The 26,770-nt window shown below is 38.0% G+C and carries 24 protein-coding genes and 1 riboswitch; of the genes, 2 read left to right on the top strand and 22 right to left on the bottom strand.

The window, feature by feature from the left end; all coding sequences use genetic code 11:
• Positions 1 to 11: 11 nt before the first annotated feature.
• The 14 genes from NV349_RS18205 to NV349_RS18270 form a co-directional block, all read right to left on the bottom strand.
• Positions 12 to 1,763: a polysaccharide deacetylase family protein gene (locus NV349_RS18205; protein WP_271910802.1), complete on the bottom strand. Its 1,752-nt coding sequence runs from the start codon at positions 1,761 to 1,763 to the stop codon at positions 12 to 14.
• Positions 1,760 to 3,631, bottom strand: coding sequence for a glycosyltransferase family 2 protein (locus NV349_RS18210; RefSeq protein ID WP_271910803.1), 1,872 nt, complete (start codon positions 3,629 to 3,631; stop codon positions 1,760 to 1,762). The genes NV349_RS18205 and NV349_RS18210 overlap by 4 nt, the downstream gene beginning before the upstream one ends.
• Positions 3,628 to 5,058 carry a polysaccharide deacetylase family protein gene (locus tag NV349_RS18215; protein ID WP_271910805.1) on the bottom strand — a complete coding sequence of 477 codons (1,431 nt, stop codon included), beginning with the start codon at positions 5,056 to 5,058 and terminating at the stop codon, positions 3,628 to 3,630. The genes NV349_RS18210 and NV349_RS18215 overlap by 4 nt, the downstream gene beginning before the upstream one ends.
• A 16-nt stretch (positions 5,059 to 5,074) precedes the next feature.
• Positions 5,075 to 6,400: a nucleotide sugar dehydrogenase gene (locus NV349_RS18220; RefSeq protein ID WP_058844825.1), complete on the bottom strand. Its 1,326-nt coding sequence runs from the start codon at positions 6,398 to 6,400 to the stop codon at positions 5,075 to 5,077.
• Between the two features lie 521 nt (positions 6,401 to 6,921).
• Positions 6,922 to 7,770, bottom strand: a complete 849-nt coding sequence (locus NV349_RS18225) for a MetQ/NlpA family ABC transporter substrate-binding protein (protein ID WP_271910808.1) — start codon at positions 7,768 to 7,770, stop codon at positions 6,922 to 6,924.
• Between the two features lie 70 nt (positions 7,771 to 7,840).
• Positions 7,841 to 8,509: a methionine ABC transporter permease gene (locus NV349_RS18230; RefSeq protein ID WP_036119643.1), complete on the bottom strand. Its 669-nt coding sequence runs from the start codon at positions 8,507 to 8,509 to the stop codon at positions 7,841 to 7,843.
• The gene (locus NV349_RS18235) at positions 8,499 to 9,527 is read right to left on the bottom strand and encodes a methionine ABC transporter ATP-binding protein (RefSeq protein WP_036119655.1); all 1,029 of its coding nucleotides are present in this window, start codon (positions 9,525 to 9,527) and stop codon (positions 8,499 to 8,501) included. Before NV349_RS18235 ends, NV349_RS18230 begins: the two co-directional genes overlap by 11 nt.
• Before the next feature lie 83 nt (positions 9,528 to 9,610).
• A riboswitch (SAM riboswitch) is annotated at positions 9,611 to 9,714 on the bottom strand.
• A 56-nt stretch (positions 9,715 to 9,770) separates the two neighbouring features.
• Positions 9,771 to 10,082 (bottom strand): thioredoxin family protein, encoded by a 312-nt coding sequence (locus NV349_RS18240; RefSeq protein WP_271910810.1) that lies wholly within the window; start codon positions 10,080 to 10,082, stop codon positions 9,771 to 9,773.
• A 14-nt stretch (positions 10,083 to 10,096) separates the two neighbouring features.
• A complete protein-coding gene (locus tag NV349_RS18245; RefSeq protein ID WP_036119638.1) occupies positions 10,097 to 10,438 on the bottom strand; it encodes a toprim domain-containing protein in 342 nt (113 codons plus the stop codon).
• A 90-nt stretch (positions 10,439 to 10,528) separates the two neighbouring features.
• Positions 10,529 to 10,909: a glycine cleavage system protein GcvH gene (gene gcvH / locus NV349_RS18250; RefSeq protein WP_036119635.1), complete on the bottom strand. Its 381-nt coding sequence runs from the start codon at positions 10,907 to 10,909 to the stop codon at positions 10,529 to 10,531.
• Positions 10,910 to 11,115: 206 nt separating this feature from the next.
• Entirely contained in the window at positions 11,116 to 11,472 is a 357-nt protein-coding gene (locus tag NV349_RS18255; protein WP_271910813.1) for an arsenate reductase family protein, read from the bottom strand.
• Between the two features lie 231 nt (positions 11,473 to 11,703).
• Positions 11,704 to 13,488, bottom strand: a complete 1,785-nt coding sequence (locus NV349_RS18260; RefSeq protein ID WP_036119631.1) for an acyl-CoA dehydrogenase FadE — start codon at positions 13,486 to 13,488, stop codon at positions 11,704 to 11,706.
• Between the two features lie 126 nt (positions 13,489 to 13,614).
• Entirely contained in the window at positions 13,615 to 14,787 is a 1,173-nt protein-coding gene (locus tag NV349_RS18265; protein ID WP_036119628.1) for an acetyl-CoA C-acetyltransferase, read from the bottom strand.
• 49 nt (positions 14,788 to 14,836) lie between these two features.
• Positions 14,837 to 17,221 carry a 3-hydroxyacyl-CoA dehydrogenase/enoyl-CoA hydratase family protein gene (locus NV349_RS18270; RefSeq protein WP_271910814.1) on the bottom strand — a complete coding sequence of 795 codons (2,385 nt, stop codon included), beginning with the start codon at positions 17,219 to 17,221 and terminating at the stop codon, positions 14,837 to 14,839.
• 376 nt (positions 17,222 to 17,597) lie between these two features.
• On the opposite strand from NV349_RS18270, the gene NV349_RS18275 reads away from it, so the two are divergent.
• Positions 17,598 to 17,912, top strand: coding sequence for a thioredoxin family protein (locus NV349_RS18275; protein WP_036119622.1), 315 nt, complete (start codon positions 17,598 to 17,600; stop codon positions 17,910 to 17,912).
• 59 nt (positions 17,913 to 17,971) lie between these two features.
• Positions 17,972 to 18,475 carry a C39 family peptidase gene (locus NV349_RS18280; protein WP_271913619.1) on the top strand — a complete coding sequence of 168 codons (504 nt, stop codon included), beginning with the start codon at positions 17,972 to 17,974 and terminating at the stop codon, positions 18,473 to 18,475.
• Between the two features lie 86 nt (positions 18,476 to 18,561).
• Here NV349_RS18280 and NV349_RS18285 read toward each other — a convergent pair whose 3' ends face one another.
• The 8 genes from NV349_RS18285 to NV349_RS18320 form a co-directional block, all read right to left on the bottom strand.
• Positions 18,562 to 19,449: a 5'-3' exonuclease gene (locus NV349_RS18285; RefSeq protein WP_271910815.1), complete on the bottom strand. Its 888-nt coding sequence runs from the start codon at positions 19,447 to 19,449 to the stop codon at positions 18,562 to 18,564.
• Between the two features lie 114 nt (positions 19,450 to 19,563).
• Positions 19,564 to 20,556 (bottom strand): agmatinase family protein, encoded by a 993-nt coding sequence (locus NV349_RS18290; protein ID WP_334312329.1) that lies wholly within the window; start codon positions 20,554 to 20,556, stop codon positions 19,564 to 19,566.
• Positions 20,557 to 20,975: 419 nt separating this feature from the next.
• Positions 20,976 to 21,968 (bottom strand): polysaccharide deacetylase family protein, encoded by a 993-nt coding sequence (locus NV349_RS18295; protein ID WP_036119612.1) that lies wholly within the window; start codon positions 21,966 to 21,968, stop codon positions 20,976 to 20,978.
• Between the two features lie 4 nt (positions 21,969 to 21,972).
• A complete protein-coding gene (locus tag NV349_RS18300; RefSeq protein WP_271910819.1) occupies positions 21,973 to 22,719 on the bottom strand; it encodes a hypothetical protein in 747 nt (248 codons plus the stop codon).
• Entirely contained in the window at positions 22,700 to 24,373 is a 1,674-nt protein-coding gene (locus tag NV349_RS18305; protein ID WP_271910820.1) for a GNAT family N-acetyltransferase, read from the bottom strand. The genes NV349_RS18300 and NV349_RS18305 overlap by 20 nt, the downstream gene beginning before the upstream one ends.
• A gap of 1 nt (position 24,374) precedes the next feature.
• A complete protein-coding gene (locus NV349_RS18310; protein WP_170829883.1) occupies positions 24,375 to 25,505 on the bottom strand; it encodes a glycosyltransferase family 4 protein in 1,131 nt (376 codons plus the stop codon).
• 11 nt (positions 25,506 to 25,516) lie between these two features.
• Positions 25,517 to 26,152, bottom strand: a complete 636-nt coding sequence (locus NV349_RS18315) for a sugar transferase (protein WP_036119603.1) — start codon at positions 26,150 to 26,152, stop codon at positions 25,517 to 25,519.
• 141 nt (positions 26,153 to 26,293) lie between these two features.
• The gene (locus NV349_RS18320) at positions 26,294 to 26,743 is read right to left on the bottom strand and encodes an SACOL1771 family peroxiredoxin (protein WP_271910821.1); all 450 of its coding nucleotides are present in this window, start codon (positions 26,741 to 26,743) and stop codon (positions 26,294 to 26,296) included.
• Positions 26,744 to 26,770 lie beyond the last annotated feature (27 nt).

Genomic DNA, 26,770 nt, shown 5'->3' on the forward strand with positions numbered 1-26,770 from the left:
TTCACCCCGATTTAGAAGGTTTCAATAAAGAAATCCACAACATGATTAAACATGGTGATGGTTTTATGCTTCACCTTCTCAAAATTCGTATATTGGTTCGTAAATATGGTTTGATCTTTACTGTCTGTAATTAATATATCCTCTATCAATGTATCGTAAATATCATCTGCATACTGTTCATGTGAAGTATCCTTTTTACTGTACAATGCACCAAATCCAATTTGTGACCCTTGTAACAATGGATTTATTTGAACGGTCTCGGATAATACATTATCAACATCTATTTCTATTTTATCCTTATTCACGGTAATGTTAAATACTCTTTTTTTCGTTAAGTTTCTTGGGTATTCTTTGTCATTAATCCGTGACCCATTTTGTGTATCTTGATAGGAATAAACGGTCGCTTTGTTAAAGGCATATTCCTCTTCATTCCATTTTATTTCATTTAACTGAAAACGCTGCTTTTCAACAATTCCTGCTCCTGGTAATTTTTCGCTAATCACAATCTCATTATCTACTAATGCAACTCGCAAATAGCTATTCGTTTTTTCATCGTAATTAATATAGAAGGTTTGCTGACCCACAACATTTCCCTTAAAAGTAAAATGCGCCTGATAGTTTTCGGGTAAGGCTTCCTTAAAGAGAATTCTCCCTTCACTTGATGGTGCTGATGTTAACGTAACTTCATTATTTTCAAATTCAGCAGCACCGTTCATTACATCCCACTTCTGTGCTAATGAAAGATCCCCTATTTTGAATTCAACATTTTGTTTACTAGCTTGACGGATTTTCATCATGACATGATTGGTTGACCAATAGGGGGAGACTTGCAAGCGATTTAAATTATACAAATCTGCCTCTCGATCATTATAGGCACCTAACTCTAAATTGAAGTGCATACGAAACTTGTCTTTAATTTCCTTATCATTGACATGCTGAACAAGTGGGTCCATATTGTTATACAGTGAATTGGCATGCATAATTGCATAGGCTTTCGGCACTTCGCCAAACTCCTGTTGATAAATTTCCTCCATCAATGTGTAATCCTTGCGAATGCGTTTTTCCATCTCTAATCGTGTTTCACTTGGAATCATATATTGATTTCGAATAAAGTCCATTAAATAGTGGTTATAGTATTCTATCGTTGTTTTATTTGGTACATTATTTTCATCAATCACACCAAGAGACTGTCCCTTATCATTAAAAATATTAATATAGGTTAGCCTATATCCATTAGATCCTAGCTCCCAATAACCGCTTCGTTCCATTAGCTTTAAATCTTTAGGCTTTAAAAATTTATTGTCTCGCGTATCCATTTTATTAGCATACGTAAACATCGTCGCCTTATAATTTAATTTTTCCATAATATTTTGAGCAAAAATACTGGAGTCTGTTCGTCCATCCTCAAACGATAAATACAATGCTTTTTCTGGCAATGGTTTATCTTTTTGATAAAAATCTAAAATATCCTGTTGCGTAATGGTTTGATAACCTTGCTTTTCTAGCAATGTTAATTGTTCTTCTAAATTCTTTTTGGACACATATTTAGGTGAATCATTTCTACTCACACCGAAATAGGAAAGGGCAATAAAGCCCTCTTTATTGTTTAATGGTACCGTTTCAGCTGTTCGTTTCTCTGTTAAAAATACAGCTTTTATTAAAATAACAGCTAACAAAACTACAATGATTAATTGCACGATTGAACGGATGATTTTTCGACGATTTTTTTTTGCTGGCTGGAGTTCTATATTTCTCTCATTCATTCCTTCTCACCCATTTTTCTAATTTTTAACATCGAAAATCGGGATTTTCGTAATTTTTGCTTTTCCATTTTCTTTTCTTTCGCGAGAATGTCCTGAGGTGTCTCCCTTGTCCCCCATGTAGATTTCCAAAACGTCACCCAAGCAACTGGCATCTGCCAAAGCAAAATAAATTCATAATAGAGAACAAAGATAAAGCCAAATCCCCATAATTTACTTTTTCTAAAGAATAAATGAGCCAAACTCATTAGCATGGCCATTAGTAGTAAGCCAATTAAAAAAGTGGTTGGAAAAATACCATACATCAGTGGTACATAAATTAAGTTATAAACAACGACAATTGGTGCAGCAATCGGCACAATTAAACCAATAATGAAGAAAAGGAACATAAACGGTTCTTTTTTCCACATAAATAAAAATGCTCGTAATGATTCTCTTAGCCAAGAGCGTTTCCATCTCATTTGCTGTGATAAAAAAACTTTTGTGTCAGAGGGTACGATCGTTGAGCAAATGGCATTGTCCTGATAACCTGTTCGATGCGTTTTCAAAATATAGTTAGTCATACTGCGATCATCACCAAATGTCGCTGGCTGACCAAGAAATTTTTGATTGAGCCAGGCCTTTTCATTTTTTAAAATAAGCTCTTTTCGATAACATGCTAATGGCCCAGATAAGCAAGTAACCGTATCAAACCATGATTCAGCCGCTTTCATAATGCGGAAGGCGATATAATAACGGACCGTTTGTAATTTCGTTAGAGCATTCGTAAATTTATTTTCAACCTCAGTTCGGCCAGCTACACCACCCATTTTAGGATCTTGAAATGGCTGTACTAAATTGCGGATTGCATGTGGCTCTAAAAAGCTATCTGAATCCACAAAAACAACTAAATCATGCTTTGCTTGATGAACACCAGCTACTAACGCTTCCCGTTTCCCTCCATTTTGTGGCAGCTTATAAAACTGTAAGCGATCATTTGTCCTAAAACGCTCGCCCTCTTGATGAATAAGGTCAATCATGTCCTTTGCCTTTTCTTCTGTACGATCTGTTGAACAATCATCCACAACAATGACTTCTAATTTATCTACTGGATAATATTGATTGATACAGCTTGAAATTGTGCGATGAATCCATTCTTCCTCATTAAACACGGGGATAATAATCGATACACCTGGTTCAAACTTCGGATTGATTGGTACATTCTTATAGAAAATACCAAATATATATCTACTTAGTAGAAACGTAGCCGCAATAATACTATATAAATATAAAAATTTATTAAACCTAAAGTAAATCACACTTTCGGCTCGCATTAACATGACAATAAGTGATACAACCAATAAAAATAAACTGGCCATAAAAATAGAAATGCCCCAACGTTTTTTTGTCATATATTCATTCAAAGGCTGTAAAAATTCACAGGCAACGTAATACCGGATTTGTCCATCTATCTCTTTCGTAAAAAAACGTTTAACCTTAGCCTTTAACTTTACTTTAGCTTCATAGCCCTCAGGCATCGCTCCACCTGGTATTGTAAAATTCATTGTTAAAATTTCATCGATGAGTAAATGATGGGGCTGATTCGTGTAAACAAGGATACCTGTTACTGAAATATCCTCCGCATAGTATTTGTCTGAACTCACTTGACGTCGTGCTCGTTTAATTTGCACCTCAAAATGAGTTTCATAGCGCAAGCTTAGTTGTTGGAGCCGATAAATTTCATTCACATCGGCAGGATCAATTTTATCTTTCTGGTAGGATGCTCCACGCCGATTGACAAGGCTCCGTACATTTTCGGGATCAGGAATATTTGATAAAATCCGACGATCAGAGCGTGGTATGGTTAAAACCTCTTTTTTCGTTTTCATCATTCATTCACATCCCTATTTGAATCTTCTTCAATCCACGTCGACATTTTACTAAAGCTGTAACCATCTTGTTGCAGCTTTTCAATGATGAGTGGCAGTGCTTCTACCGTATTAGTTCCATCTAAAATGTGCATGACAATGACCTTTCCTGGCCCGACCCTAGACATCACTCGATCATAAATGTCTTGTGCTGTATACTCTAAATTCCAATCAAAAGAAGCTATATCATACATAGCAATCGTTTTAATGCCCGCAGCAGTGATGATTTTGGCTGTTCGCTCATCCATTATGCCTTGTGCTGGTCTAAAATAGAGTAGAGGTGGCTCTTGTAGCGCATAGGTCAAAGCCCTATGTGCTTTTACTAAATCGTCCTGTAAATCTTCGGGTGTCATTTTCGTAACATCTAGATGGTAATAGGAGTGACTAGCTACCTCATGACCTTCCTCTACAATCATCTTTGCTAATTGTGGATTTTTCTCCACGCCACTACCGATTAAGAAAAAGGTGCTTTTGATTTCATATTTACGTAAAATATCCAACACTTCTTTTACTCTTTTTTCATGTGCCCAGTCATCAAAAGTAATGGCAATCTCCTTTTTAGTCGTCTCTTTCCGATAATATAAATTCGGCTTGACCTGCTCATAATTTAAATTGGGGCTAACAGCATCATAACCAGCTATCTCTTCTACAGACTTTGTTAAATAGCGCTCATCTAATAAATCACTTAAAGTAGTAAAGGTATACTCCCGTTCGTTCGCTAATTGGGCTAATAAAGGAATGGCATCTATAATAGCAGGGTTAATGTATGTGTTGAGATGAATAATAGAGCCCCTATCAATATATTGGCCGATATAGTCGGTCAATTCCTGAGCACTTTGCATTTTTCGATCAAGTGGATTAATAGATAATCCAATAACGGCCTTCATATTTAGTGCTGCTGCTGCTAAGCGCATATTATCGGTAACATCACCTGAGCGACTGCGAACAAATTGTGGTGTATAACCTAAATGCTCTTTAAAAATTTGATTGGTTAAAACGATTTCTTCATACGTTTGGTCATAATCTAAAGTTGATACATCTGGAAATGTCAATGTACCATTTTGCACCTCATGTCCCCTTTTTAATATTTCTTTAACAAGCTCTGGCTCCTGAGCAACACGCATCCCCTCTAGAAAAAAGGTTGCTTTCATATTCGATTCATCTAATTTTGTCAGTAATAACTCCATCGTTTCATTATCTGCGAAGCCATTAAATGTTAAGGCAACCTTTGGCACAACTATATTGGCATGACTGATTAAGTCACTCATAGTACCATCAGATTTTTTGACGTCTATGGTAGAATCAACTGGGTGAATCGTTTCTTTAGGAGTAGATTGACAGCCTGCTAACAACAGTAGAATGAGCAGACCACATAGTTTAAGTTGTTTCATTTCCCATGAATTCTCCTTATAATTTGTAATAATTTTTATTTTTAAACAGAAAATGGGTATTTCGTGTATCAAAAATTAAAGAAGCCTGTTGGTCAATTAAAGAGTAATCAATATCTGAATGATTCGTTAAAATTAATACTGCGTCTGCCTGTTGGATTATTTCTACTGTTAGTAGGTCCGTCTTAACAAGAGCTTGCTCTACAGAAAAGGTTTCAATAAAAGGATCGATAATCTTTAACTGACACTGATTATCTAGTAGTTGTTGAATAACACGAAGTGCTGGAGATTCACGTGAATCATTTATATTGGGCTTATAAGTAACGCCAATGACAACAATGTTTGCCTTACACAGCTCTTTACTTTGTAGACGTAAGTAGTTTTCTAATCTGTTCACAACAAAATGAGGCATGGAATCATTGACTTTATCTGCCGCTTCAATTAGCGTTGCCGAGATCCCGTGTTGTTGTCCTGCCCACAATAAGTATTTAGGATCGACTGGAATACAATGCCCTCCTACTCCTGGTCCAGGTGTAAATGGCATAAAACCATATGGCTTTGTAGAAGCTGCATGAATGACTTCCCAAATATCGATATCCATTTTGTAGCAAATCTGACTTAACTCGTTGACAAGGGCAATATTAATTTGACGAAATGTATTTTCCAGCAATTTCTCCATCTCAGCCACTCTTGGGCTTGAAACAGGACAAACATTGGTATGAATGACTGTTTCATAAAAGATCTTTGATACTTCTAAGCATGCTGCGGTTATTCCACCAACCACTTTAGGCGTATTTGATACGGAAAAGTTGATATTTCCTGGATCCACACGTTCTGGTGAATAGGCTAAAAATAAATTTTGACCAATCACAAAACCATAGTTTTCTAAAATAGGCTGGACAATTTCTTCTGTTGTCCCAGGATACGTTGTGCTTTCAAGAATAACTAACCCATTCGTCTTGATATATTGTCCGATGGTATGTGTTGCTTCTTTTATATATGAAATATCGGGAGTTCCTTCTGCAGTAGTAGGTGTAGGCACACAAATCATAACGACATCCACTTGTGAAAGCTTAGAAAAATCATTCGTTGGCTCAAATTGATTACTCTTTAGCATTTGCTGTATATTTTCTTTAGGTAGATCAGCGATATAACTATGACCATTTTGTAACTGCATGATTTTATCTTGGTTTTTATCAAAGCCTATTACCTGAAACCCACTTTGAACCATTTCCACTGCAAATGGTAACCCTACATAGCCAAGCCCAATAACCCCAATTGTAGCTTTTTTTGTGTGGATTTTTTTTGATAAAGCTTTGCTTAATGATGTCGTTTCAATTGTCATAAAAAATTACTCCTTTATCTAATCTAGTAGTCCATTGTCATCGTTCTTTTCGTTACAGCTTCGTTTGACCATAGTTATTCATGGCAAGCATTCTGCAAAGTAATTTGTCACTTCTCATCATCGTACTGTACAGACTCCTTTCATCGCTACATACTTACGTATGATTTTTCTAGTCAAAATAGATTAAAAAAATAAATTTAACTCAAAAAAACTTCATCAACATTTATATAGTACTAATTATAACTAAACAATTTCTAAACAATCATAAAATATACTCATAAACACCTACATTTTATGTAATTTAATAATATTTGTGCAATAATGTTCATCCTATTTAACAAATAATTTCAGAATTACTTTCTAACTCTAAAAAAATCAACACTAAATTATGTTAATTATTGGTAAATCAACATTTTTTAATAATTGCAATAAAAATAGCCCCCTCAAGTATCATTAATGAGCGATACTTGAGGGGGCTAATAAAAAAGTAAGTGAGTTAGATCACTCACTTACCCTTTTAATTATTGTACTGGTACTACTGCACCTTTCCATTCTTCTAAAATGAAGTCTTGGATTTCTTTAGAAGTTAATACTTCTAATAATTTTTTAATTTCTGGTCTTGTTTCGTCGCCTGCACGTACTGCGATAATATTCACATATGGAGATTCTTTGTCTTCAAGAGAAATAGCATCTTCGATTGGATTTAAACCATTATCGATCGCAAAGTTAGAGTTGATAAGTACTGCATCGCCCTCATCATTTTCATACATTTGTACAAGCATTTCTGGTGCAGTATTCGCATCGAATTTAAAGTTTTTAGGATTTTCTTCAATATCCTTTATTTCTGCTGCCGTTTTATCAATACCTTCTTTTAATTTAATTAAGCCTTTAGCTTCCAGTAATGATAGCATACGACCGTGGTCTGATACTGAGTTAGAAAGTAAGATTGTTGCGCCTTCAGGCAGATCTTCTAAAGTTTTATATTTTTTTGAGTAAATACCGATTGGTTCAATATGAACGCCACCAGCATTCACGAAATCATAGCCATTATCTTTAATTTGCAGCTCTAAGTATGGAATATGTTGGAAATAGTTTGCATCAAGTATTTTTGAATCTAGATCTTGGTTTGGAAGAACATAATCTGTATAAGTTTCAATTTCAAGGTCGATGCCTTCTTTAGCTAAAATTGATTTTGCTTTATCTAGGATAACTGCGTGTGGTGTATTAGAAGCACCTACTTTTAATGTTACATTGTCTTTACTATCTGTTTGATCAGATGCTGAATTGGCATCTTCTTTTTTATCTGTACCACAAGCTGCTAATGCTAGTACAAGTATAGATAAAAATAATCCTGCTAATAACTTTTTCATTTATGACACTCCCTTTTATTTGTTTCAAATATGTTAGCGGTTAGAACCGGATTAACCTCTTTTAGTCTTACTAACGTTTATCGATCTTCACCGTTATGAGATCACCAATCCATTGAATGATAAATACAACTACTAAGATCAAAATAGTTGCCATTAATGTCACATCTTGGCGATTTCGTTGGAAGCCGTCTAGGAAAGCTAAGTTACCAAGACCACCTGCACCGATAATCCCTGCCATTGCAGTATAACCAACGAGGGCAACAGCCGTTACAGTAATTCCTGAAATTAGTGCTGGTAAAGATTCAGGGATCAGTACTTTCCAAATAATTGTGGATGTTTTTGCCCCCATTGAACGGGCTGCTTCAATGACACCTTTATCTATTTCACGTAACGCAATCAATACCATACGAGCGTAGAACGGGGCTGCACCGATAATTAGAGCAGGTAATGCCGCATTTGCTCCCCGAATCGTACCAAGTAAGAATTTCGTAAATGGAATTAATAAAATAATTAACACGATAAATGGGATGGAGCGGAAAATATTAACGATTGAACCCGTTAAAAAGTTAACCATTTTATTAGCCCATAGCTGATTAGGGCTTGTTAAAAATAGAACGATCCCAATGACTAACCCAAGAATAAATGTGACAACTGTAGAAATTGCCGTCATGTACAATGTTTCATACATAGCTTGCCACATATTTTCCCAGTCTACGTTTGGAAAAAGATTAGTTAGCATTTGCGATCACCTCCGTTTGTACTTCGACTGTATTTAAATAACGAAGGGCTTCAGCCACATTTGTTTTCGAGCCATCAATTTGCACAATCAGTGTACCGTATGCACCGTTTTTCGTTTGCGAAATATTACCATGAACAATGCTTACTTCTACATCAAATTGTTTCACAAGATGTGAGATAACCGGCTGCTCGGTCTTTTCACCAACAAAAATCAGTTTGACAAGTTGTCCAGTTGGATAATTTGTTTTGATTTGTGCCACCGTATCCTGTGTTTCCTTTGTATCCGTAATCTGAGATACGAATTTTTTAGTAATAGCCGCTTGTGGTGCTTGGAAAACTTGCAATACCTCACCACGTTCCACTATTTCGCCTGCCTCCATGACCGCTACACGATGACAAATTTTGCGGATGACATGCATTTCATGGGTAATCAAAACGATTGTTAAGCCTAAACGTTCATTGATATCAACGAGTAAATCAAGAATGGCATCCGTCGTTTCAGGATCGAGTGCGGAAGTCGCCTCATCACATAGTAAAACCTCTGGATTATTCGCTAATGCACGGGCAATCCCTACACGCTGCTTTTGTCCACCAGAAAGCTGGGATGGATATGCCCTGTCACGTCCCTCTAGACCAACAAGTGCAATTAATTCCTTCACTCGTGCTTCACGTTGAGCCTTTGAAACACCTGCTATTTCTAGAGGAAATGCAATATTTTCGGCAACTGTTCTAGACCAAAGTAAATTGAAATGTTGGAAAATCATACTTACCTTTTGTCTAGCTGCTCTAAGCTTTTGCCCTTTAATCGATGAAAATTCTTGACTGTTCACCGTTACTGTTCCTGTTGTCGGTTTCTCTAAACCGTTTAATAAACGAATCATGGTACTCTTACCAGCGCCACTATAGCCGATAATGCCAAAAATTTCACCTTTATTAATGGTAAGGTTGACGTCTTTGACTGCCGTTAATTCGCCATTTGCTGTTTTGTACTTCTTCGTAATATTTTGAAGCTGGATCATAGCGAATACTCCTTTTCTCATATAGAAAACCCCTTCACTCACAGACAAGTAGAAGGGGTCACGTATAATAACGTTAAACCGTTCTCTCATCTTTCAAAGAAAAATCTTTGAGTGATTTGGCACCTTTTCACTTTGTGATGGTTGCCGGGCTTCATAGGGCACTTCCCTCCGCCACTCTTTATAAGAGTTCGATATATTTAATGTTTTAGTAATATATTTGATACTTTACCACGCTAGTAAAGTTCAGTCAATTGATTTTTTTAACAATTCGTATAAAAATGGTACGGATTGAAAAGCATAAATCTTATCTGTCACTTTTCCGCCATCACTAACAAGTAAACACGGAACACTTTCAATTTGGTGCTCAACAGCAACATACTCTAAAAAATTTATATTCGCTTTACCTATTGGTAGCTGTGGCAGTAATTGTTCAATAATGGCCATCATTTTAGATGCCACTGCACACGTTCCACACATCGGTGTATATAAATAAAATGCAGCTTTCTGTCCAGACTGTTTAGCCGTTTCCCACTGCTCTTTTGACCATTCTTCCATTTCCTCACGCAACCTTACAAAATATATTCATTATGGATTGAAAAATGTGCACGCAGTAATATCATCGCTAACACTTTTCTTGGTGTCGTCTCTACTTCCTTATAGGTTGGCATTGTACGTAAATGCTCTGCCTCTGGATAATGTCTGTCCATTAATGCACGTAGCTTATCGCCTGAAGTATCTGCATCAAAAAAAGTAAATAGCTCACAGCTCTCATAGGGATCGAGCAGCTCTTCTAATTGATGCACACCAATTGTACCATTCGTACATAGTATTGTAACATTCTCATTTAAAATTGGCTCAATTTGTAGCTTATCTGAGCGTCCTTCTACTATTAAGCATTTTCCCTCGAACATTACGCCACCTCCATTTAGACATCCCCATTATAAGTCATTATATAACAAAAAACGCCGGTAGTTTCCGACGTTTTTCGATTATAGCTTGTCTTATTCAGCGATCATTTCTTCGTATTGCTCTGCTGTCATTAGTTTTTCAACTTCTGATGCATCAGCAGGCTCCACAACGATCATCCATGCTTTTTCATATGGTGATTCATTAACGAATTCTGGGCTATCTTCTAAATCTGCATTTACTTCAACTACAGTACCTGAGATTGGTGCATACAATTCAGAAACAGTTTTAACTGATTCTACGCTACCGAATGGATCATCTGTTTTGATTTCGTCGCCAACTTGTGGAAGCTCAACGAAAACGATATCTCCTAATTCAGATTGTGCGAAGTGAGTAATACCAATACGTACTTTTCCATCTTCTGTTTTTACCCATTCATGTTCTTCAGAATAACGTAAGTCTTTAGGTGTGCTCATGCAAAAAACCCCTCCATAAATATGTAATATATTCACTTTCAGTGTGCCATACTTCTCCTATAAAAACAAGATTCAATTACGTGCCAGCTTAATTGCAGTCCACAATTTTTTCAAGTTACTTGAAATACATCTCTGTTAAAAATTTGTGACATCTGCCGGTGACTTTATCTCGGTTAGAAGAGTCGTTCGATCCTGTTTAAATACGGCTATTTCCAAGTTTGCTCAAAATCTGATTCTTTAAACCCTAGCGTTACTTTTTGGCCATCCGTTACGATTGGACGTTTGATTAACATCCCATCAGAAGCAAGTAGCCCCAGCTGCTCATCTTCAGTCATTTCCGCTAGCTTGTCCTTTAAACCAAGCTCACGATATTTCATACCCGATGTATTAAAAAATTTCTTCAAAGGCAGTCCACTGGCTTGCCAAATGGCTTTTATTTCATCCTTTGTTGGCGATTGCTCTACAATGTGTACCTCTTCATAGGAAACCTCATGATCATTTAACCACTTTTGTGCTTTTTTACATGTCGTACATTTCGGATAATGGATAAATTGAATCGTCATTAAAATGCTCCTCTACTGTCTTTTTCTGTAGTATACCATCATAATTGTTTCGAATGGTGGAACTTCTCTCATTTTCGTAAGCCTAACCATCCGTTTTGCTGTTCTATTCATCACTTTCTCCATTTTATCCGTCAATCTAGCTGTTCTATCCGTCAGTTTCAAGCTTCTATCCATCTCTCATAAAAAAACCTAGCTATCCTCTTACAGATAGCTAAGTGAAAGTGTATGCTATTAAACAATATATTTTTCAGCTTCGATTAGTTTAACAGAAGCTTCACGTTTCTTCGCAATTAAGTTATAAGGATTATTGCGTGTTAATTTACGAAGTGCAGATAATGTCATACGTGCTGCATCGCCATCTGCTGAAGCAAGAATTGTGTCTTTTGCTTCCTTTTCGATTTCTGTGAATGCTTCTTGGCAGAAGATTTGCGTGTATAGCAATTTCTGCTGTGCTTTTTCAGCGCCATCACGAGCAATTGCCTTTTCTGTACGTAAGACAGCTGACTCCATTGCAAATAATTGGTTAGCGATATTGGCAATATTCACTAATACCTCTTGCTCCTGATCAAGCTTCGCACCAAAGCGTTGTGCTGCTAAGCCTGCAGCTAATACAGCAATCTTCTTAGCATTTTTCACTAAATATTTTTCTTGTGCTAGTGGCTCTGTACCGATGTCTTCTGGCATTAACATTAGCAGCTCTTGCTGTAAATTTTGAGCAACTTGTAATAAAGGAAGCTCGCCTTTTAGCGCCTTTTTCATAAATGTGCCAGGGACAATCATGCGGTTAATTTCATTTGTACCTTCAAAAATTCGATTAATACGAGAATCACGGTAAATACGCTCTACCTCATATTCAGCCATAAAGCCATAACCGCCATGTAATTGTACGGCTTCATCTGCAATATAATCTAATGTTTCCGACCCAAATACTTTCGCAATAGAGCATTCAATTGCATACTCAGCAATAGCACCTGCAATTACTTTTCCTTGCTTTTGCTCTTCAAGGCTTAACTGGCTTAAACGATCCTCAAATAGACCAACAGTACGATAGTTTAATGATTCGGACGCGTACAATTGAGAAGCCATTGTTGACAATTTCTCTTTTGTTAGATTGAAATCAGAAAGCTTTGTTTTAAATTGCTGACGTTGGTTTGTATACTGGATAGCTAACTCCAATGCACGTTTAGAGCCACCAATTGTGCCCACACCAAGCTTATAACGACCAATATTTAAAATGTTGAAGGCAATGACATGCCCACGACCAATTTCACCTAATAGATTTTCTACAGGTACTTCCGCATCTTCTAATACTAATGTACGAGTTGACGATGATTTAATCCCCATTTTCTTCTCTTCTGGGCCTACTGAAACGCCATTGTAGGCACGTTCTACGATAAAGGCAGAGAATTTATCACCATCAATTTTTGCATAAACAACAAATACGTCAGCAAAGCCTGCATTTGTAATCCATTGCTTCTCACCATTTAAAATATAATGTGTGCCTGCCTCATTTAATTTCGCAGTCGTTTTTGCCCCTAGAGCATCTGAACCTGAGCCTGGCTCTGTTAATGCATATGCTGCGATTAATTCACCTGAAGCAAGCTTAGGTAAATATTTTTTCTTTTGATCTTCATTACCAAATAGAACGATTGGTAGTGAACCAATCCCAACATGTGCACCATGTGTGATGGAAAAACCACCTGCAACAGACATTTTCTCAGCAATTAAAGCTGAAGAAACTTTGTCTAGTCCAAGCCCTTCATATTCTTCTGGCACATCTGCTCCAAGCAAACCTAATTCGCCTGCACTTTTTAGGAGACGCACTGAATGCTCAAATTCATGGTGCTCTAAATTTTCAACTACTGGTAAAACTTCATTTGCTACATATTCCTCTGTTGTTTTAGCAATCATCTTATGCTCGTCAGTGAAATCTTCTGGTGTAAATACACGATTTAATTCCACATCTTCAATTAGAAATCCGCCGCCTTTAATGAAATCAGTTGTTTTTTCAGTCATGATAAATTCCTCCCAATATATCTATTTTGATTGTTTAATCCCCAAATGAACATGTATAGAAAAGCTTGATGTGAACATGTTCGGAGGCAACCGTAAACCGTACACCTCAAGCTGATCTAGAAAATTTTATAAAATTTCAAATACACCAGCAGCACCCATGCCGCCGCCAATACACATTGTCACCACGCCATATTTCTTCCCTTGACGCTTCAATTCATGAATAAGCTTTAACGTTAAAATAGCTCCTGTAGCACCTAGAGGGTGACCTAATGCAATTGCTCCACCATTGACATTGACTTTTTCTTGGTCGATGCCTAAATGACGTACTACCTGTAATGATTGAGAAGCAAATGCTTCATTGATTTCCCATAAATCAATGTCATCTATGGATAAACCTGCAATTTCTAACGCTTTAGGTACTGCCACAATCGGACCAATTCCCATTACTTCAGGAGGCACACCACCAACTGCAAAGCCTAGGAATTTTGCCATTGGTGTCAGTCCTTGCTGTTCGGCCTCCTCACGATCCATCACTAGTACAGCTGCTGCACCATCAGAAGTTTGAGAGGCATTACCAGCCGTTACACTGCCCTTTACATGGAAAGCTGGACGCAATTTTGCTAAGCCTTCAACTGATGTACCTGGTCGTACACCTTCATCCATACTAAATGTAAATTTTTTTACTTGTGGTTTATTGTGATCGTCTACGTAATGCTGTTCCACTTCGATTGGTACAATTTCATCATTGAATTTGCCTTCTTTAATCGCCTTTTCAGCAAGAACATGCGAGCGAACTGCAAAAGCATCTTGATCTTCACGACTAACATTGTACTGGCGAGCCACTTCCTCAGCCGTATGTCCCATACCCATATAATATTGCGGAGCCGTTTCAGCTAATGTCGGATTTAAGCGTGGTGTATTCCCCACCATCGGCACCATACTCATAGACTCGACACCGCCAGCTAGAATCACCTTTGAATGACCTAGCATAATTCGCTCTGCTGCATACGCAATTGCCTGTAAACCTGATGAACAAAATCTATTAATCGTTAGCGCAGGAGTTGTATCTGGTAATCCTGCTAGTGCCCCAATACTACGTGCTACATTCATCCCTTGCTCTGCTTCAGGCATCGCACAGCCTAAAATTAAATCATCAATCGGTCCTTCATAGCCCGCTCTTTTCAATGTTTCTTTGACTACAACAGCACCAAAATCATCTGGTCTTACTGTTGCTAAAGAACCTTTTTTTGCTTTTCCAATTGGAGTTCGTGCTCCTGCTACAATAACGGCTTCACGCATCGTATTAATCCCCCTTTGTTTCATGTGCAAGATTGATCTATTTTGTCAATTAGTTACGAAGTGGTTTACCTTTTAACAGCATGTGTTGCATTCTTTGCTGAGAAAGTGGATCAGCAACAAGGCTAAGGAAAGCCTCACGCTCTAAGTTCAATAGATACTGTTCGTCAACTAATGTACCGTACGGAACCTTACCACCCGCAATGACATAAGCTAATTTTTTAGCAATTTTTAAATCATGTTCGCTAATAAAGCCTGACTCAAACATGCCTTGCGCACCGATGAGTAATGTTCCGTAGCCTGATGCACCGACCACTGGCACTTTTGTTGGAACAGGTGGTTGATAGCCCGCTTCGTAAAGCGCTAATGCAGCTTGCTTCGCATCATATAGTTGATGGTCTGGGTTAACAGAAATACCATCTGCAAAGTTTAAGAAGTTATTTTCACGTGCTTCCTCACCAGAAGTTGAAACCTTCGCCATTGCAATTGTTTCAAATACTTTATTAGCAATATGTTGATAGTCTACATCTACGCCGTTCGGTAAGCCCTTTAGGAATTTTTGATAAAGCGCTTTATTACCACCACCGCCTGGAATTAAACCAACGCCAACTTCCACTAAGCCCATATACGTTTCCATCGTTGCTTGAATATGTGCAGCTGGTAAGCAAACCTCTGCTCCTCCACCCAATGTCATGGCAAAAGGTGCTGCCACAACAGGCTTACGTGAATATTTGATTTTTTGCATAGCATCTTGGAATGCCTTAATCACGAAATCTAGCTCAAAAATATTATCATCCTGTGCTTCTACTAAAATCATCCCTAGATTTGCACCTACACAGAAGTTTTTCCCTTGATTGCCGATTACTAAGCCCTTATAGTTAGCCTCTACTTCATCAACCGCAAAGTTAATCATTTGGATAATATCTAAACCGATTGCGTTCGATTGTGAATGGAACTCAAGCAGTGCAACTCCATCACCTAAATCTATTAAACTAGCACCTGTGTTTGATTTAATAACACCATGCTTTTTCTTATAGCGTTTTAAGTTAATCTCTTTTTCATTGACTGGAACTTTCACATATTGCGAACCATCATAGTAAGCTACATCGCCATCTAATTCAGAATAAAATGTCTCAAAGCCATTCGCTAACATCTCTTTGACAAATGCAGGGACTTCTCGACCTTCAGCCTCCATTTTTGCTACAGATTCTTGTACACCAATAGCATCCCAAATTTCAAATGGTCCTTGTTGCCAGCCGAAGCCCCATTTCATAGCATTATCAATGGCTACAACATCATCTGCAATTTCACCGTGTAGCTGTGCTGAGTAAATTAATGTTGGAGCAAAGATCCCCCACAATAACTCACCTGTACGATCCTTTGCATAGGTTAATGCCTTCACTTTATTAGCTAACCCACGTGTTTGTTTCGCCATTTCAATAGAAGCTGTTTTTAACTTTTTCGCTGGACTATACGATAATGTTGTTGGATCAATCTCAAGTATCTCTTTTCCTTGTTTTAAGAAGAAACCTTGACCCGATTTTGCACCTAACCAGCCGTTTTCAACCATTTTTTGTAAAAACTCAGGTACTGCAAATACTTGCTGTTCCTCACCTATTGTTTGGTCGTAAACATTTTTTGCTACATGAATAAATGTATCTAAACCAACAACGTCTAGTGTACGGAAAGTTGCAGATTTTGGACGACCAATAAGTGGACCTGTTACAGAGTCTACTTCACCAACTGAATAACCACCTTTTAACATTTCCTGTAATGTGATCAGTAAACCATATGTTCCAATGCGGTTTGCAATAAAGTTTGGTGTGTCCTTCGCCAGTACAACACCTTTACCAAGCACATCTTCCCCAAATGTTTTCATGAAACTAACTACTTCAGGAGCAGTTGTATTAGCAGGAATCACCTCTAGTAATTTTAAATAGCGAGGTGGGTTGAAAAAGTGTGTGCCAAGGAAATGCTTTTTAAAATCATCTGAACGTCCCTCTGCCATAGCATCAATACTAATACCAGATGTGTTTGAGCTAATGATTGTTCCCGGTGTACGAACAGCATCAATTTTTTCATAGAGACTTTGTTTAATTGGTAAATTTTCCACAACAACTTCGATAATCCAATCTACATCTTTTAGTTTCCCTAGATCATCTTCAAAGTTGCCAACCGTTAGTAGTGATAAATTTTTCTTAGAAGTAAGTGGTGCTGGCTTTTGCTTTAATAACTTTTGCAAAGCTCCGTTTACAATACGATTTCTTACAGCTGGATGCGCTAAAGAAAGACCCTTTGCTTCTTCCTCTTGCGTCAGTTCCTTCGGTGCGATATCCAATAGTAATGTTGGTATACCGATGTTTGCTAAATGTGCTGCAATTCCAGAGCCCATCACCCCAGAACCTAGAACAGCTGCTTTTTTAATGTTGTAAGTCACAAGCAATTCCCCCTTATTCTCCCATTGAATGAATAGCCATTCATTTTTTGGCCAAAAAAATATCAAGTGTACCTTAGTGGATTTTTGTCTTGTTGTTGGATGAGAATCACTCCATTCAACCAAGCACTACTAAGGTTTATCTCCGTTCTCATTACAACTCTTAATGAATGAAGATAAAACTACTTTTCTGTTTTTAGTGTAGATTATTTTGTCTAATTTAGCAATCTTTTTTCAAGAATTATTTTTGCAATATACATCTTTTTTTGTTCTTTACGAGCTAAAAGCAGACAATATGTAGCGCTCAAAACAGCCAAACAGAAAACTTTCAGGTTGAGAGAAAAATGTGTAGAATGAAAAGCAAGGAGAGTGAATACTGATGAAAACAATTACTACTGCAGAACAATTTAATGAACTAATCGCTGGTGACCAAAAGGTGCTAGTGAAATTTTACGCTGGCTGGTGCCCAGATTGCACACGCATGAATATGTTCATCGATCCAATCATTGAAGAGTACAACCAATATGATTGGTATGAGCTAAATCGTGATGAGCTTCCAGAAATCGCTGACAAATATGATGTTATGGGAATCCCAAGCTTATTGATTTTCCAAAACGGTGAAAAACTTGCACACTTACACAGTGCCAATGCCAAAACACCTCAGCAAGTAACAGAATTTTTAGCTGCACAATAATAATGAATAAAGAGCTGCATTTCTTCTTGAAATGCAGCTCTTTTTGGAAGGGAAACATGATGCACCAACAATTGGCTTTATATGGAACATCACAATATGATGCATCCATTGCACCAAGCTATCGAAATTCTGCCTGTGGGCCCACTACGATTTACGTCATTTTAAACTATTTGAACAGTTCAGCTCCTTCTATTAATAAGCTTTATCGACAGCTTGGTGGCACAAAAATTGGTTTGTTTAAATGGCGACTGATTCACAACCTCCGCGAACTGCAACCCACCTGGGATATTCGAACTTGTTCACTAAAAGAAGCTTTACAAGAAATTGACGCAGGTCGCCCTGTTGCTATGCGTTTTGACCGCTATTTTAGCCTACAGTGGCAGAATAAAAAATCAACCTTTGCCTACCATTGGGTACCGCTTATTGGCTATACCATAAAAAATGATACGTTATCGTTAATATTTCATGATAATGGTGGGCCACAACGTGACAGTCAAATTCGGCAGGCTCTCTACAAAGACAATGACAAAGTATTATCGTTCGTTAAAATAACACCTCAGTAGGGCAAATAATGAAACGTCCTTATTTGCTCTCTCCACTCATTTCTCATAAAAAAACAGAGCATATTGCTATACTCTGTGATGATCCATTAAATAAGGGAATATAATGAGCGTGCATGCTTTGCAATTAGCGTGTAGCCACTCTCTTCTATCTCTTTAAAAATTTGCGGTTCATAGTTTGGTAACATAAGGCTTGTAAAATCGGCATCAATTGGAACATTCGTTTGAATTGTTGCAAGCTCATGGGATAATTTCAGCATGTTCAAATTCTCTTGAATTTTTGTCCGTTGCCCTGGCTTTAATTCACCGAGCGACGCTAAAATTTTGTCAATCGAGCCATATGTTTGGATTAACGTTAGTGCTTGCTTAGGACCAATCCCCTTCACACCTGGATAGCCATCACTTGTATCACCCATAAAGGCTTTAACCTGTGCAAACTGTGTTGGTTCAATACTATATTCTTCTTTAAAGCGAGCATGTGTATAAATATCGTATTCTGTGTAGCCTTTTTTCATAAAAGCAATTTCTGTAGATGGTCTTAAAAGCTGAAGCAAGTCTTTATCACCACTAATGACAGTAATATCTGCCTGTTCCTGCCATTTGGTAATCATCGAGCCAATTAAATCATCAGCCTCCATGCCCTTCACTCCGAAATTTTGCCAGCCAATTTGCTGTGATAAATTTTTCGCCATATCAAATTGAGGGAGCATTTCCTCTGGTGGTGCTGGGCGATTCGCTTTATAGCCATCATATAAATCATTGCGGAATGTATGTGCCCCCATATCCCAGCAAACAGCCATATGCGTTGGCTTCATGATCGATTGTGCCGTTAACACATGTCGCACAAATCCTTGGGCTCCATTAGTCGGTGTTCCATCTGCCAGACGAATAAAATGCCCCATTGCAGCGGAAGCGAAAAATGACCGGAATAACAGTGCCATCCCGTCAATAATCAATAGTTTTGGTTTTGTTGTCATGCTATATTTCCTCTCTATTACAATACAAAGTTTGTATCTATTATTGTTTTCTACTTAAACATTATAGCAAACTTTCAATAATCAGCATTGTTAATACACGGAAATACGCTTACTTTACAACATAACCTTCCCTTTTTTCGAGATGCGATTGCGGTGATCCAGTTGAATCCCTGTTAACCATTGTAAAAAAGCTGTCACTCCAATCTTAACAGTTTCTGGACGCAGCACTCCTTCCTTCGGGTCGGCGTAAACAAAATCAATATGACGAACCCCTTCATTTTCACCAATTAGTTTAAGAATATCAAACAATTCATAGGCCGTTAAACCACCTGGTGTTGCTGCCGGAACATCGCGCGCAAACATAATATCAAGAGCATCTAAATCAACGGAAACATAAATGCGATCTACCTCATACATAAGCTGACGTAGCATTTCGCGGATTGTGAGCTGAATACCATCACGTCGCATTTGCTTTAACGTAATCATATGAATCCCTTGCTCTCTTGCATAATGAATCATTTCAGGAGAATTAAAAAAGCCATGCAGACCGACATTATACACATGTTTCCCCTCCACAACCCCTGCTGCCATTAACTGATGGATTGGCGAATCTTGCGCTAAACCAACCTCCTCTTGATTTCTTGCATCTAGATGCGTATCAATTTGAATAATGCCAATCCGATCTTGTGGAAAAGCATTCTTTATGCCTTTTAGTGAGCATGCTGTAATGGCATGATCGCCTCCAATCAAACAAGTAAAGCTTTTTTGAAAGGCGATACTTAAATTTTCCGCTGCCGCCTCGATGGCCGATTCTGAAAGCATTCTATCTTGTTCATGAATCGCCACATCTCCTATATCAACGACTGATAGCGCACGTAAATTTATCTGCTCATCTAAATTATACGATTGAAAGCTTGGCCAAGCTTTCCGAAATGCTGTTGGGTATTGCGCTTTTGTTGAGGCTCCACTGGCATACGATAAAAGAGCACCATATACGACAATATCCACATCATTCGGGTTCGGATTTAGCTGCTGCTTTATCCACTGATGCATCGCTGATCCATTTTCTTGCTTCCATTGGCATTCTGGTTGTATAAACATATTCATCTACCACCTTTATATCTTTTCTATTCAAGTTAAATTGACCTATACGAACTTATGCTCTCCCTAAAAAGTCTTAACATATATCCTCTATAGTAATAGTACCATTCGTACATTCAACTTCGTCACTGTTTTTCTTTTTTCCTCTTTTCTTTTAAATTTTCTCCTTATACAACAAAAGAGCAAACTAGAAATCAGTTTGCTCTGCCCATTTTATAGGAATAAATATTTGTTTTTCGTCCTGAGTTGGTGTCTTTCACGAGAGTTACCACTATTTTAGAACGCTTGCTCTTCTTTATAAGCGGCTTTCTCACCTCGAGAGCTATTGGACCACTTTCATGAGCAAGCCACCGTGGTAAAGAAGATGTGAACCCCCAACCCTGTTTCCAAAAATTCTCCACTTTTAATAAAAGCATTCGAATCCTCTACTTCTGCTGTTTAGAACGGCTTTCACAAAGTTCTGCTACTTCATACATGGAGTAACTTTGAAAATCGTATTGACTGCGCAAGGTCTGAAAATAACTTAATAGCTCTTCTAGCATAGCTAAATTTTTATCAAGATGTTTGCCAAAATTATGAGGATGCCACCATAAATGATAAAATGCTTGTGCCTGAGCAGCTTCGAGCATGCCTTCCTTTATGCGATTTACTTTTAAACCCTCGAATACACGTAACGGACTACAATAAGGTCTTAAAAAGGCACTTGATCGAATATTAATTAGTTGGTCCTCTTGCATATCCTCCAGTGTAGCCATATGATGACCAGTTAGATTCCAATAGCTATCTAGCCACTTTTTGGCACCCAAAAGTCTCCCCTTTTTCGTAAACTTTTGGGCATCATACAGAACATGATTTTCGGTACCTCTGTAGCAAACATAGCCCGCTTCTAAACATGCTGCTAAATAATCTTTGTTTACTTGATTACGGGGAAAGACTATGGATTTCATCGGAGCAACATACCCCTCACTAATCGTTTTTGTCGCATGTAAGTCTGCGCAAAAGGCTGCTTCTGTTTGACCATTCTCTAAGCAATAGAAATGAGAAAAGGTATGACTTCCTATTTCCTGATGTGGTGTACGTTTAATCTCCTCAATTAATGATTTCCCAAAATGCAAGAGATCCTCTTGTTCATTTTCGCCTACTTTTGCTAGCTGGCTATGCGCCGCAAAGCGCATGTTATCATATTTCACAGGGATACCTCGTAAATAATGAGCCATTTCTGCCTTTGATTCTGCAAACAATAATCCGACTGTAGCCCAAGTCGCATGTATGTCATATTGCTCAAATAACGCTAGTATCCTGGGCAGGGCTTTCCGTACACCATAAAGGTTCTTATTATATTGTCCATATCGAAATACATCATGGACACCCCAATTCAGCTCAAAATCTAATGAAATAACGAGACCCCCACCATTCATGTAACTACTTCCTCCATTTTTGCACACCTAGTAACAGTGCACGTATTTTGGATTGAGTAATATAGCCTGAGTAAACATGGACAAGCTTGCCTCCAAAGCTTAATTTAAAGGCTCGTACATTTCGATTGTCCGTTAACTCACCCATATCATATAAAACAAACCCTTGTGCTTTTAGATGCAGTAGGTTATGCCAGATTAAAAAACGATTAGCATAACGGATTGGGCGTTTTAAATGAGCAGACATAGCTGATGCATGACAAGTTGCCACATAATAGGACATCGCTTTTTTCTCATGTACAATATCTAATCGATAGCACAATGTTTGTCCACAAATACTTTGGATCTCAGATAATAATAATGCCCCCTGTTCGTTGAGGAGCATAATAGTTTCCATTTGCGACTTGCCAATCGCTTCAAGCTTTTTTCTTTTTGCAAAATGATTATAAAATTGCTGAAAGGCTCGTAAGTTCTCCAGGGATGGCTCTTTATACAAAATGACTTGATAAGATTCCTTTTGGGCACGTCGTAAAATTTTGCGATTGCCTTCAGAAAGCGCTAAATACAATGATAGCTCATGTTCTTGCAAATGAATGTGAATCGTTTCACTTTTTACAAGCTTTCGACTAGGTACCAATGAATGTGTATACCCTACGACTTTCATTGATTTTCGAAAATTCGCTGGTTTTTCTAAAAAATAAAAATGCTGCATTGCGATATTCCATCGCTTACTTTTAATGGACAGAATGAACATCGCCCCCACTCTCTGTATATTTTTCTACACGCTGTCGCTCAAAACGAGCGATTTTATAATGTTTCATTCGAGAAATAGGTTTATAGCCTAGCTGTACTAAACGTTTACGTTTCCGCCATTGCCAAAAGCTTGCTGTTACCCACAATGTTTGTGCTGGTTTTATTTTTCGGAAATACGCTGTAATAATATCGATTTGTTTGAAAACATCATAGGCTAAAAAATAGGTTTCCTTCGGTAAGGCTTCTACAATTTTCATTGAATCTACACGCCAATTGGAGGCATGTAACGCAAAGGCTGGCTTATTCGTTTCCGCAAAGGAGTCTTTATAGATCTTATAGCCCTTATAATAAAGAGCAATGACTTCTTCCTGATCAAGCTGCATCGCTTCCTGAATGGACATTTCTTCAAATAAATTACCTACAGGCTGCTGTGGCGATACGTCCTCTAATGGGGATAATTCATACAGCTCCACTTGTTTCAAACGAATACATTTTTCTACGAATTGTTGTCCATATTCTAGCCAATCTTTTATCTTTCCATACTTTACTAAATAACGTAAATAGCCCAGTGTATTACGCTTCCAGTCCACAATTCGTTGATTGCCCTTTACGTGTTCTTTGAGCCGTTCCTTTAGCGTCAAAAAACCTGCCAATAGATTTGTACGTTTCGTACCACTGCTAGCAAGCATATGCCTCGTAAAATCAATGCTAGAACGCCAATCAAATTTATAAGGCTCATAGCCAATGCTCATATCAAATAAGTTATAGTTTGCTGCAAACGTTCGCTGAATGGTTTCCTGATTGACTATACGACCAGCACCAAATAAATTGAAGGTTGGCTCATGTGCCAGAGCATAAGTTACATAACGACCACGACAGCCAAGACCATAGGTGAAAGCAATCCACTGGTTTTCAAAAACAAGTGCATCGACCTCCACCTGTAATGCCTCTCCTTTTAGCATTGTAAGACGCTCAAAAAAATCTCTTTTCTTGCCCTTTGTAAAATCACTTGTATCTAGCTTCTTTGCCCAGCGTCTATCAAACAACCGAAACATTTGCCAAAGCTCGTCCTGTGATGGCTCACGCCTTGTTAAGGAGCCTAAATTTCGGAGCTTTCGTTCGCGACGATCAACACCATGCATTTTTCGCCGTTGCTGGAAATGATGCTGAAAATCTACTTCTGAAAAGGCGAGATAGGGTGTCACAACACGGAAAATACTTGTACGTAATTGTCGCTCTACAAAGTATTGCTCCACGACTTTTGTAGACACTTTACTTTCTAATAAGCCATGCAGTGAAAAAACAATATGCCGATGCTTCTTAATCAGTTCATCAAATACGAAGGTCGTTGCTTGTGGTAACCATTGATGTTTGGCAACAACCCCTGTATAGTTAGCAATATTTTCACCTGCAAAGGCATACACTCTTATCCCCCATCGAACAGATACCTTAAAGGGGAAAAACGCAATGATTGTCCCGTCATGTTCAATGGCGTAAAGCTCAACTCGTTCTTTACGCCCTACAATTTGCCACCAATTATAAAACCAAGCAAATTCTATAAACGGGTTATCATTGTCCTCTGCTTCTAAAATGGCATCCCAAATTTCCTTGTACCACATAAGCTCATCATCTGTTCTAATGCGAATTAATTGCAATTTAATCCCCTTTCTTCACAAGTTCTGAAACAGCCTGTTGATACACTGTTACTGTTTTTTGATACATGGGGATAAACGTGAAATCCTGCAAGTAACGACGTTCACTTGCATTCCCCATTTGTTGCCTTAAAATAGTATCCATTAACAATGTACGAAGCCTCTTCTTCAATAATTCATATTCTTCTCGCCCTACTAAAAATCCATTATCCTTATCTGCAATAAGTTCGTTCACACCACCTACATTTGTTGCAATAATTGGAAGACCTACACGCATTGCTTCAATGATAGAAATCGGCAAGCCTTCCCAATCTGACAACAATACAAATACATGGCTCTTCTCTAGATATGAATGAACGTCTAATTGATTGCCTAAAAAGGTTACACGATTCGTTAAACCATGCTGAACAACGAAACCCTCAAGAGCTGGACGTAAAGAGCCATCCCCAATTAATTGAAGATGCCAAGATAGATCTGTGAGCTCTGCTAATGCCTTTAGTAAAATATCCTGTCTTTTTGGCACTTCAAAACGAGCAACCATGATAATGATTGGCTGCTCCACGAATGTCTTTTCAGTTGCCTTGCTTCTCTCAATTCGATCAATTCCATTATGGATGGTCAGCAATTTATGAGCGGGCGCAACCTTTTCCAAGAGGGCTAGTTCCCGATCATATTCAGATACTGTAATTATTTTTGTTGTGAATGGCTGAACCGATTTTTCCACCCGATGATAGAGTAGCTTTTTCTTGCGGGGAACACCTTCTGTAAAACTCCAGCTATGTGCAGTAAAAACAGTTGGGATACGTAGTAAACTGCCAACGACACGACCTATTACACCTGCCTTAGATGAATGGGTGGCTACAACATCAGGTTGTATTCGTTTGAAGATTGCTCTTAATTGCCAAAATGTTTGAAAGTCTTTCGTTACATGAATATTTCTTTGCAAGGTAGGGATGGTGATCACTGGAATTTGTTGTTCTTGTAAGCACCATAATGAGGGCTGATAGGAACCTGTCACGACAGTGACTTCATGCCCATCTTGTTTGAGCTGGATAGCAAGTGCCTCCACATGCTTTTGTGCTCCTCCCACTTTATCCATTCGTGTAATAAGCTGAACAATCTTCAGTCTAGCCACTCCTTATTTCTTTAATAGGCACCTGTTCTTGCTACTACGACATAAAGTGTCTTCAACACAATTTGAACATCCATCCAAAAGGAATAATTTTCAACGTATTCAACATCATAAGAAATTTTTTGCCCATGTGAAATATTCGACCTACCGTTAATTTGGGCAAGACCCGTTAAGCCGGGTTTTACCTTCAGACGCCTGGCCTGTAGCGGGTTATACGCATTTGTAATGGTGGGAACCTCTGGGCGTGGTCCGACAATGCTCATCTCACCCTTTAACACATTTAAAAGTTGTGGAATTTCATCAATACTGAGCTTTCGAAGGATAGCACCCACTTTTGTAATCCGTGTATCTTGCTCTGTTTTAAAATAATAATCATCAGGGATACCGTCAGCACAAATAGCAGGCATATTCACTGGAATTGCTTGAATACACATGGTTCGTAGCTTCCAAATCACAAAGCGGTGATGATCGAGGCCAGTTCTTATTTGTTTAAAGAAAATAGGGCGACCTGTCGTCATGAGTAAAATGAGGAATACTATTAGCATAAGAGGGATTGTCATGAAAAGTAAAAATAATGCTCCAACTATATCAAATATTCTTTTGCCGTACTGACCATAGAATGTGAGATTCTGAGCTGTCTGAACGTGCAATACATCATCCTTTGCATTTTTTTAGCACTTATCACTATATATTCATTTTGAACATTTCTAGAACTATTAAAAAAAAGTGCCTCCTTTTATAAAAAAAAGAGTTATATCAGCGACCTATGCTGAATAACTCTTTTTGCCTTATTATATGCTTGCTTCCAAAATTTGAACATCACATTCAATCATAACGTTACCTTTTAACGCTTTACTAATCATACACGTTTGTTCCGCCTTTTGTGCTAAACGTTCCACTCTTTTTGCAAGTTGTTCTGATAATGCTTGGACAACAATCCTTGGGTTATGCACAATTTTCTCATAAGTAAATACACCATTTTCTACACTGACAAACCCATGCGCTTGCATGGATAATTGCTGCACCTCAATTTCTGATCTTTCAAGGAGGGCTGCTAATGTAATTAAATAACACGTTGCCGCTGCCCCTAACAGCATTTCATCAGGATTTGTCCCAATGCCAGGTCCATTCATTTCCTGAGGAATAGAAATTTCTGTTTGCAAATTGCTTGCTTTGATGTTCCCTGTACCATCTCTTCCCTCTGCCCATGTTAAATCCATTGTAAATTGATGCTGAACCATTCTATATCCTCCTTCTGGAGATGAGTA

This window comes from Lysinibacillus sp. OF-1, assembly GCF_028356935.1.
Classification (GTDB): Bacteria; Bacillota; Bacilli; order Bacillales_A; family Planococcaceae; genus Lysinibacillus; species Lysinibacillus fusiformis_D.